The organism is bacterium, from assembly GCA_016873475.1.
Lineage (GTDB): Bacteria > Krumholzibacteriota > Krumholzibacteriia > JACNKJ01 > JACNKJ01 > VGXI01.
On sequence record VGXI01000137.1, the window covers coordinates 1 to 9,132 of the forward strand.

5 protein-coding genes are annotated in these 9,132 nt (G+C 71.0%); all 5 read left to right on the forward strand.

The window, feature by feature from the left end:
• Positions 1-2,202 (forward strand): methionine synthase (metH, locus tag FJ251_10940; GenBank protein ID MBM4118234.1); only part of this gene is annotated, 2,202 nt, incomplete at its 5' end.
• Positions 2,069-5,716 carry a T9SS type A sorting domain-containing protein gene (locus tag FJ251_10945; protein MBM4118235.1) on the forward strand — a complete coding sequence of 1,216 codons (3,648 nt, stop codon included), beginning with the start codon at positions 2,069-2,071 and terminating at the stop codon, positions 5,714-5,716. The genes metH and FJ251_10945, both read left to right, overlap by 134 nt.
• Before the next feature lie 191 nt (positions 5,717-5,907).
• The gene (locus FJ251_10950; GenBank protein MBM4118236.1) at positions 5,908-6,321 is read left to right on the forward strand and encodes a DUF302 domain-containing protein; all 414 of its coding nucleotides are present in this window, start codon (positions 5,908-5,910) and stop codon (positions 6,319-6,321) included.
• 3 nt (positions 6,322-6,324) lie between these two features.
• Positions 6,325-8,127, forward strand: coding sequence for a sensor histidine kinase (locus tag FJ251_10955; GenBank protein ID MBM4118237.1), 1,803 nt, complete (start codon positions 6,325-6,327; stop codon positions 8,125-8,127).
• Positions 8,124-9,132 (forward strand): sigma-54-dependent Fis family transcriptional regulator (locus FJ251_10960; GenBank protein MBM4118238.1); only part of this gene is annotated, 1,009 nt, incomplete at its 3' end. The genes FJ251_10955 and FJ251_10960, both read left to right, overlap by 4 nt.

The following is a 9,132-nucleotide window of genomic DNA, read 5'->3' on the forward strand; positions in this document are numbered from 1 at the left end:
GCCGACACGGTGGCGCGCAAGGTGGAGATCCTCGGCCGCGCCTACGACCTGCTCACCGAGCGCGCGGGCTTCGCGCCCGAGGACATCATCCTCGACGCGGCCGTGCTCGCGGTCGCCACGGGGCTCGCCGAGCACGAGCGCTACGCGCTGGCCTTTCTCGAAGCATTGCCCCGGCTCAAGCAGCGCTGCCCGGGCGCGCGGCTCTCGGGCGGGCTCAGCAACCTCTCCTTCGCGTTTCGCGGCAACGAGCCCGTGCGCGAGGCGATGCACGCGCTCTTCCTCAGCGAAGCGATCGCGGCGGGTCTGGACATGGCGATCGTCAATGCGGGCCAGCTCGCGCTGCCCGAGGAGATCGAGCCGGGGCTGCGCGAGCGCGTCGAGGACGTGCTCTTCTGCCGCCGACCGGACGCCACCGAGCGCCTGATCCAGTTCGCCGAGGGCGTCGAGGCGCGAGCCGCGCGCGAGGAGGCCGCGGCCGCCTGGCGCACGGGCACGGCGGGCGAGCGCCTGGCCTATGCGCTGCGGCACGGGATCCTCGAATACCTGGAAGCCGACCTGGCCGAAGCCCTCGCCGAAGCGCCCAGCGCGCTGGCCGTGATCGAGGGCCCCTTGATGGACGGCATGAACGCCGTGGGCGAGCTCTTCGGCGCAGGCAAGATGTTCCTGCCGCAGGTGGTCAAGAGCGCCCGCGTGATGAAGCAGGCCGTGGCCTGGCTCGCGCCGCAGCTCGCGGGCGCCGGCCGCGGCGCCTCGCGCGGCAAGGTCGTGATGGCCACGGTGAAGGGCGACGTGCACGACATCGGCAAGAACATCGTCGGCGTGGTGCTGGGCTGCAACGGCTACGAAGTCATCGACCTCGGCGTCATGGTGCCGGCGACGACGATCCTCGATCGCGCGGCAGCCGAGGGCGCGGACATCGTGGGCCTGAGCGGGCTCATCACGCCGAGCCTCGAGGAGATGGTCACCGTGGCCGCCGAGATGGAGCGCCGCGGGATGCAGCAGCCGCTGCTCATCGGCGGCGCGACGACCAGCGCCTTGCACACGGCGATCAAGATCGCGCCGGCCTACGGCGGCGGCGTGATCCACGTGAAGGACGCGAGCCGCGCCGTCGGCGTGCTGGGGCGGCTGCTCGATCCCGCCGGCGCGCCCGAGTACCTTGGCGAAATCGCGAGCGAGCAGGAGCGCCTGCGCGCGGGGCGGCGCGAGGAGGGCAAGCGGCTGATCTCGCTGGCCGCGGCGCGCGCGGATCATCTGGCGCTCGATTGGGGCGCCTACACGCCGCCGGTGCCCGCCTTCCTCGGCCCCCGCGAGGTGGCGCCCGCGCTCGCCGAACTCGTTCCCTTCATCGACTGGACGCCCTTCTTCCACGCCTGGGACTTGCACGGGCGCTTCCCGGGGATTCTCGATCACCCCACGCACGGCCACGCCGCGCGCGAGCTCTATGCCGACGGGCGCGCGCTGCTCGAGGTGATCGTCGAGGAGGGGCGCCTCGGGGCGCGGGGCGTCTATGGCTTCTGGCCGGCGCACAGCGAGGGCGACGACCTCGTGCTCGGCGATCCCGCCGCACCCGCGCGCCCGCGGCTGCGTCTGCCGATGCTGCGCCAGCAAGGCGAGAAGGCGCCGGAGAAGCCGCACTTCTCGCTGGCCGACTTCGTGGCGCCCGCGGGCGACACCCTCGGCGCCTTCGCCGTGACCGCGGGCCTCGGCGCCGAGGAGCTTGCGCGTCGCTACGAGCGCGCCCACGACGACTACCGCGCGCTGCTGGCCAAGGCCCTCGCGGATCGCCTGGCCGAGGCCTTCGCCGAGTGGATGCACGCCCAGGCGCGGCGCGACTGGGGGATCGGCGAAACGCCGCCCTTCGCGCTCGAGCGCTTGATCCGCGAGGAGTACCGCGGCATCCGGCCGGCCTTCGGCTACCCGGCTTGCCCCGATCACGCGCTGAAGTTCGCACTCCTCGCGCTGCTCGGCGCCGGGCGCATCGGCATGGCGCTCACCGAGAGCGCGGCGATGACGCCGGCCGCCAGCGTCAGCGGGCTCTACTTCGCGCATCCGGCCGCGCGCTACTTCGATGTGGGACGCATCGCGCCCGACCAGGTGGCCGACTACGCCGCGCGGCGCGGCGTGCCCGTGGCCGAGGTCGAGCGCTGGCTCGCGCATCGGCTGGCGAGCGCGCCGGGCACACGGGGCGGCGGGGCCGGCTGATCGCCTGGTGGCATTGGGCCGCCCCGCCGCGGCCCGGGCACTTTGTACACGTGTACAAACTCCTTGCGGCGCCGTCGCCGGCCCTGGTAGAATTGGGCATTCCCAATTCCGAGAGGTCCGGCGGCGATTCCTTGCTAAGAACCTAATCCAGGCCCAGGGACGCGGCGGCCGGCCAGGCTGGACGGGCCGCTGCACGGTGTGGCTGTCGGGGGGTTCGATGCGCGCCGCCTCCATCGCAGTCTCGGCACTCCTCATCACCACCGCTTCGCCCGCTTCGGCCGCCGTGCACCGCGTGCCGAGCCAGTACGCCACCATCCAGGCCGGCATCGATGCGGCCGTCGAGGGCGACACCGTGCTCGTCGCGCCGGGGACCTACACGGGCGCCGGTAATCGCGACCTCGCTTTCAATGGGACCAACCTGCTGCTGACCTCCGAAGCAGGCGCAGAGCAGACGATCGTCGACTGTGAGCTTGAATCGCGCGCCATTACCTTCGATCACGGGGAGAGCGGCGCGAGCGCCGTGATCGGACTGACGCTTCGCCGGGGATGGGCGGAGACTGGCGCTGCAATCTACTGCAATGGCGCATCCCCGGTGCTGCGACAGCTCATCATCTCGGACTGCCAGGCGGGTGGTTGGTATGGCGGCGACGGTGGAGGGATCAGCCTCCGGGCCGGAAGCGATGCTGTGATCGAAGATGTGATCCTGAGGGATAACCAGGTGGGGCACTCGCATGCCTCCAGCAGCGGCGGCGGCGGGCTAGCCGCAATCTCATCGTCCCCCGTGATTCGGCGGGTGTCGTTCATGAGAAACATCGTTTCGGCTGGGGACTACGATGGGTGGGGATCTGCCGTGGGTGGAGGCGCATTCTTCTTCAACTCCACTCCGACGATCGAGGATGCCGTGTTCTTTGCGAATCGAGTCAGTGCTGCGGGAAGCGTAGACAACCGCGGTGGCGGGATCTACGCGAAGGGAGACCTCGTGCTGAGCGGCGTCACCCTCGTCGGGAATGCGATGACCTTTGGCGGGGGTACCGCGGTGTATTGCGCAGAGGGGACCTTGACTCTGGATCGCTGCATCATCGCCTTCAATGCACGGGAGTCCCACTACCCAAGCCCCGCAATCTACGGGACTGCAACGGCGAGTTGCTGCCTCGCCTTTGGCAACGAGCTTGGCGACTGGGTCGGCGGGCTGGCTGGACAGGGAGGACTCAATGGCAATTTCTCGGCGGACCCCCAGTTCTGCGATCTGGCGCAAGGCGACTTGTGCGTGACCGATCTGTCGCCTTGCCTGCCGGAGCACAACGCTTGCGGAGTGGTCGTCGGCGCGCTCGGCATGGGATGCCTGGGGCATGCTCCCTCAGCCTTTGCGGCAAGCACTAACCGCAGCGATGGCATCAAGCTAACTTGGGATTGGGATTGGAGCGAGCCCATCGGCTTTCAGATCGAACGGGATGGGGTGCTGGTCTTCGAGGTGACTGATCCCGCCCAGCGAAGCTGGTTGGATGTCGAAGTGAGCCTCGGGTCCCACGCCTACTCGCTCCGCGCCATCCAGGCGGGCGATCTGGGGCCGGCTGCATCGGCCACGGGGAAGCGCCTGCCGACCCCGATCGACGTGGTCAGTCCGAATGGCGGCGAGGTGCTGCGCGTGGGCGTCGTGGCCACCCTGTGTTGGAATCCCAACTCCGGGTCGGCCGAAGAGCTGGTCGACATCGAGCTGTCCCGCAGCGGCCCGGACGGCCCCTGGGAGACCCTCTTCGCGGGGACGGCGCACGATGGCGAAGAGCCCTGGCTCGTCACCGGAAGCTATGAACTCGATTGCTGGTTGCGTGTGCGTTCGCAAGACTCTCAGGATACCAGCGATGCGGCGTTCAAGATCGGCACACGCAAAATCAGGGTGCCCTCCGATGTGCCGACGGTGGCGGATGCCCTCGCCCAGACTGCCAGTCAAGACACCGTCGCGCTCGCACCGGGACTCTATCTGGAACATGGACTGGAGATGGTTTCGGAGGCTGTGCTGCTCGGCAATCCGGAGGAGCCAGGTACTGTCGTCATCGACGGCCAGGGCATGGGCCGGATCCTGGATTGCAGCGGGGTGGACTCCCTGACCCTGGTGGAGGGCATCACCTTCCAGAACGGCTACACGCAGTGGCAGGGCGCGGCGATCAACTGCACCTCGGCGAGTCTTACGATTCAGCACTGCAACTTCGCGGGCAATCACGCCAGCTCCTACGGCGGGGCCATTGCGAAGACCTACAACCACGGCCGCCTGCGACTCCTCTCCTGCACCTTCGAGGGGAATCGATCTGACGATCGCGGCGGCGCCGTGGCCCTGCACGACCGCCGCTCCGAGATCACGGACTGCTTGTTCATCGGCAACGAGGCGCCGGAAGGCGGCGCCATTTCTTGTGAGATTCGCGTGCCGGCGATCACTTTCTGTCACTTCACCGAGAACCGGGCGGAGTTGCGCGGTGGTGCGATCGCGTTCTACCTCACCGTGATCACGCCTGAAGCGAAAACGCGATCCTGCGTCTTCGTCGACAACCACAGTGACGGCGATGGCGGGGCGCTCTCGATGATCGAATCGGCGCTAAACCTCACCAACTTGACCCTAGTCGGCAACACGGCGGACGACGAGGGCAATGCCATCTACTACTCTGCGACGCGTGCCGGGACCTGGGACCGCTGTCTCATCGTGGGCTCAGGGGCTGGACCTGCAATCGCCTGCGGGGAGAATGCGCTCCCCACGCTCACGTGCTCGAACCTCTTCGATGCGAGTGACGATGAATGGGCCGGCTGCGCCGCGTCCCAGCTCGGCGTGAGCGGCAATATCTCCGCCGATCCACTCTTCTGTGACGCCGAGCACGGCGACTATCGACTTCAGGCCGACTCACCCTGCCTCTCCGCGAACAATACCTGCGGCGTGCTGATCGGTGCTTTCGGCGCCGGCTGCGAGGAGACGCCCGTTGCCCTCGCCAGCTTCACGGCGACGCCCGCTATCGGCGCCGTAGATCTCGCCTGGGAAGCCGACGCCCTCGCCGACTTCCGCCTCACGGGCACGCGAGCCGCGGCGAGCTGGGATGTGGCTTGGCAGGCCGCGGGCTCCGGCCGCTTCCATGCCCGCGACGGGAACTCCCAACTCGCCCCCGGGGGCGAGGTCTCCTATCGCCTCGAAGGCCGCCTGCCCGGCGAGGACTGGCAGCTCCTGCGCACGCTGGCGGTCACGCTGCCGCCGGCCTTCGAGACGCGCCTGCTCGCGCCGCACCCGAACCCCTTCAACCCGGCCGTTACGCTGCCCTTCACGCTGGCCACGCCGGGGCGCGTGCGCCTGGAGGTCTTCGATCTTGCCGGCCGTCGCATCGCCACGCTGGCCGACGGCCACCTCGCCGCCGGCGAGCAGGCCCTCGTCTGGGACGGCCGCGATGCGGCCGGGAACCCGCAGGCCAGTGGTGTTTACTTCGCCCGTCTCGCGGCGGCGGGCACGACCGAAACGAAGCGCCTGGTTCTCCTCCGCTGACCGCCGCGAACGAGTCTTCGCATCCCCCTGCCGCACCTCCCGCGGGACTTGCCACGTGGCAAGTCCCGCCCTTTTGTACACGTGTACAATCCACCGCCGATTCGCTAGGCTGCCACCATGGACGCGCTTGCAACCCTGCTCGCCGACCTCACACCCAAGCCGCGCGCGGCGAGCCGCTGCAAGGAGATGCCATGCAAGTGAGCCGCAACGCCTACGGCCTCTATCTCGACCTGCCCGGCAGCGTCGCGGCCTGGCGCCCGCGCGCCGAGGCCGCGCTCAAGGCCGAGGGCTTCGGCATCCTCACCGAGATCGACGTCGCGGCCACGCTGCGCGCGAAGCTCGGCCACGAAGTGCCGCCGCAGCTCATCCTCGGCGCCTGCAACCCGCCGCTCGCCAGCGCGGCGATGGGCGCCGAGCCCGACATCGGCCTGCTCCTGCCCTGCAACCTCACCCTGCGCGAAGTCGCCGGCGGCGCCACGCGCGTGGGGGTCATGGACATCGCCGGCATGATGGGCATGATCGGCAACCCGCAGCTCGCGCCGATCGCCGCTCAGGTGAGCGAGCGGCTCGGCCGCGTGCTCGCCGCCCTCGGCGCGGAGGCCTGACGCATGGCCCCTCGCCGCGAGACGCCCTTCCTCGGCGCCTTCGGCTGGCGGCTCTTCCTCTCCCTGGCGCTTTTCAGCCTGCTCACCGCGGCCGCCGTGGGCGCCCTCGCCTACGCGCGTGCCCGCGGCGCCCTCCAGGCCGAGGCGACGAGCCACCTGCGCAGCGTCGCCAGCGAGCGCCGCGCGCGCCTGGAGAGCTGGTTCGAGGAGCGCCTCGGCGACATGGCCTGGCTCGACTCGCTCGTCGAGGCCGAGCTCGCGCGCCCCGCACCCGATCCCGCCGCCCTCGCCGCCCAGCTCGACCGCCTGCTCGCACGCCAGAGCGCCTACCGCCGTTGCCTGCTGCTCGGCCCCACGGGCGAGATCCTCGCCGAGGCCGGCGCCCCCGCGCCCGAGCACCGCCGCCTGCCGCCGCTTCCCGAACTCGGCCTCGCGCTGAAGTCCGGCGGCCCCGTGCTCGGCGCCGTCGCCCGCGATCCCGAGGGCGACCCGGTGATGCACCTCGCCCAGCCGATCAGCGTGGGCGGCGAAGCGCGCGGCGTGCTCGTCGCCGTGATGCGCCCGGCGAGCACGATCGATCCCATCCTCGCCGACACGACGGGCCTGGGCGCCACGGGCGAGACCTACCTCGTCGGCGCGGACACCACGATGCTCACGCCGTCGCGCAACATGCACCACCCGCCCGCGCTCACGCACAAGATGCCCACGGCCGGCGTGCACGCGGCGCTGGCCGGCGCGAGCGGCAGCAGCGTCTACCGCGGCGTGCTGGGCGACGAGGTGCTCGGCGCCTGGGAGTGGCTGCCCCGCCAGCAGTGGGCCCTGCTCGCCGAGATCGGCACCACCGAGGCCTTCGCGCCGCTGGGGCGCCTCGCGCGGCAGATCGTGCTCGTCGGGCTCGCCGCCGTGCTGCTCGCCCTCGCGCTCGCGGTCACGCTCTCGCGCCGCCTCTCGCGGCCCCTGGTCGGCCTCGCCCTCGCCAGCGAGCGCGTCGCGGCCGGCGACTTGAGCGAACCCGCGCTACCGCGTGGGCCTGGCGAAATCGGCAGCCTCGCCGAGCGCTTCAGCGAGATGGTCGCCGCCCTCGCCCGCGGGCGCGAGGCCCTTGCGAGAAGCGGCCGCGAGCTGGCCCGCGCCGAGCAGCAGGCCGAGCTCGGCCGCCTGGCCGCCGGGCTCGTCCACGAGATGAGGAGTCCCCTCGCGGCGATGAAGATGAACCTCTCCTCGCTCGCCCGCCGCGCCGAGCTGAGCGACACCGAGCGCGAGCAGCTCCAGATCGCCCGCGAGCAGGGCGAGCGCCTCGAACGCATGCTGGGCGAGCTCCTGGACTACAGCCGGCCCGCCACGCCGAACGTCGCGCCGCTCCTGGCCGGCGAGCTGCTGCGCGACGCCGAGCGCCTCAGCGCCGCCGAGCGCGAGCGCCGCGGCCAGCGCCTCGACCTCGCCGCGCCCGATCCGGACTTGTACTTCCACGGCGATCCTGAGATGCTGCGCCGCGCGCTCGTCAACCTGCTCGACAACGCGGCACAGGCGTCGCCAGAGGCCGCGAGCATTCAGCTCGCGGCTTCGAGTGAAGGCGACTGGCTGCGCCTGACCGTGAGCGACCGGGGCCGCGGCATGGGACCGGCGCTGCGCGCACGGCTCTTCGATCCCTTCTTCACGACGCGGGAGGAGGGCGTCGGCCTCGGCATGAGCACGGTGCAGAAGTGCGCCGAGTTGCATGGTGGCCGCGTCGAGGTTGATAGTGAGGAGGGCGCGGGCAGCCGCCTCAGCCTCGTCATCCCTCGCGAGCCGGAGAGGAGCGCATGAGCGAGACGCCGCGCAACCTGCTCATCGTCGACGACGATCGCGCGCTGCGCCGCAGCCTCGAACTCGAGCTGGCCGGCCGCGGCTTCGCGCCGCGCAGCGCGGCCACGCTGGCCGAGGGCGAGGCGCTCTGGCGCATCGCGGAGCCCGACCTCGTCATCCTCGACCTCAAGCTGCCCGACGGCGAGGGGCTCGAGCTGCTCGCGCGCATGGGCGAAGCCGGCAGCCGCGCCCGCGTGGTGATGATCACCGGCCATCACGACATGGAGAAGGCCCTGGCCGCGATGCGCCTGGGCGCCTTCGACTACGTGCACAAGCCGCTGGACGTGGACGAGCTGGACCGCGTCCTGGACCGCGCGCTCGCCGAGATCCGCGCCGCCGAGACGGCGCGGACTCCCGAGCTGGAGGCGGCGCTCGCCGAGAGCGGCGCGCCGCGTCTGCATGGCAAGAGCCGCGCACTGCTCGAACTGCACAAGGCGATCGGGCAGGCGAGTCGCGGGCGAGCCAATGTGCTGATTCGCGGCGAGAGCGGCACGGGCAAGGAGCTGGTGGCGCGGATCATCCACTGGAATCTCGCGCCGGGCGCGCCCTTCGTGGCCGTGAACTGCTCGGCCCTGGTGCCGACCCTGCTCGAGAGCGAGCTCTTCGGCCACGAGAAGGGCGCCTTCACCGGCGCGCTCGCGCGGCGCCGCGGGCGGCTGGAGCTGGCGGGCGCGGGCGTCCTCTTTCTCGATGAGATCGGCGACCTGCCGCTGGACCTGCAGGCCAAGCTGCTGCGCGTGCTGCAGGAGCGACGCTTCGAGCGCGTCGGGGGCGCGCAGGCGCTGGACTTTGCGGCCGTCGTCATCGCGGCCACGCACCGCGACCTCGAGGCGCTTGTGGCGAGCGGCGCCTTCCGCGAGGACCTCTACTACCGCCTCAAGGTGGTGGAGATCGGCGTGCCGCCCCTGCGCGAGCGCAAGGAGGACATCCCGCTGCTCGTGGCCGCCTTCCTCGCCCGCTACAAAA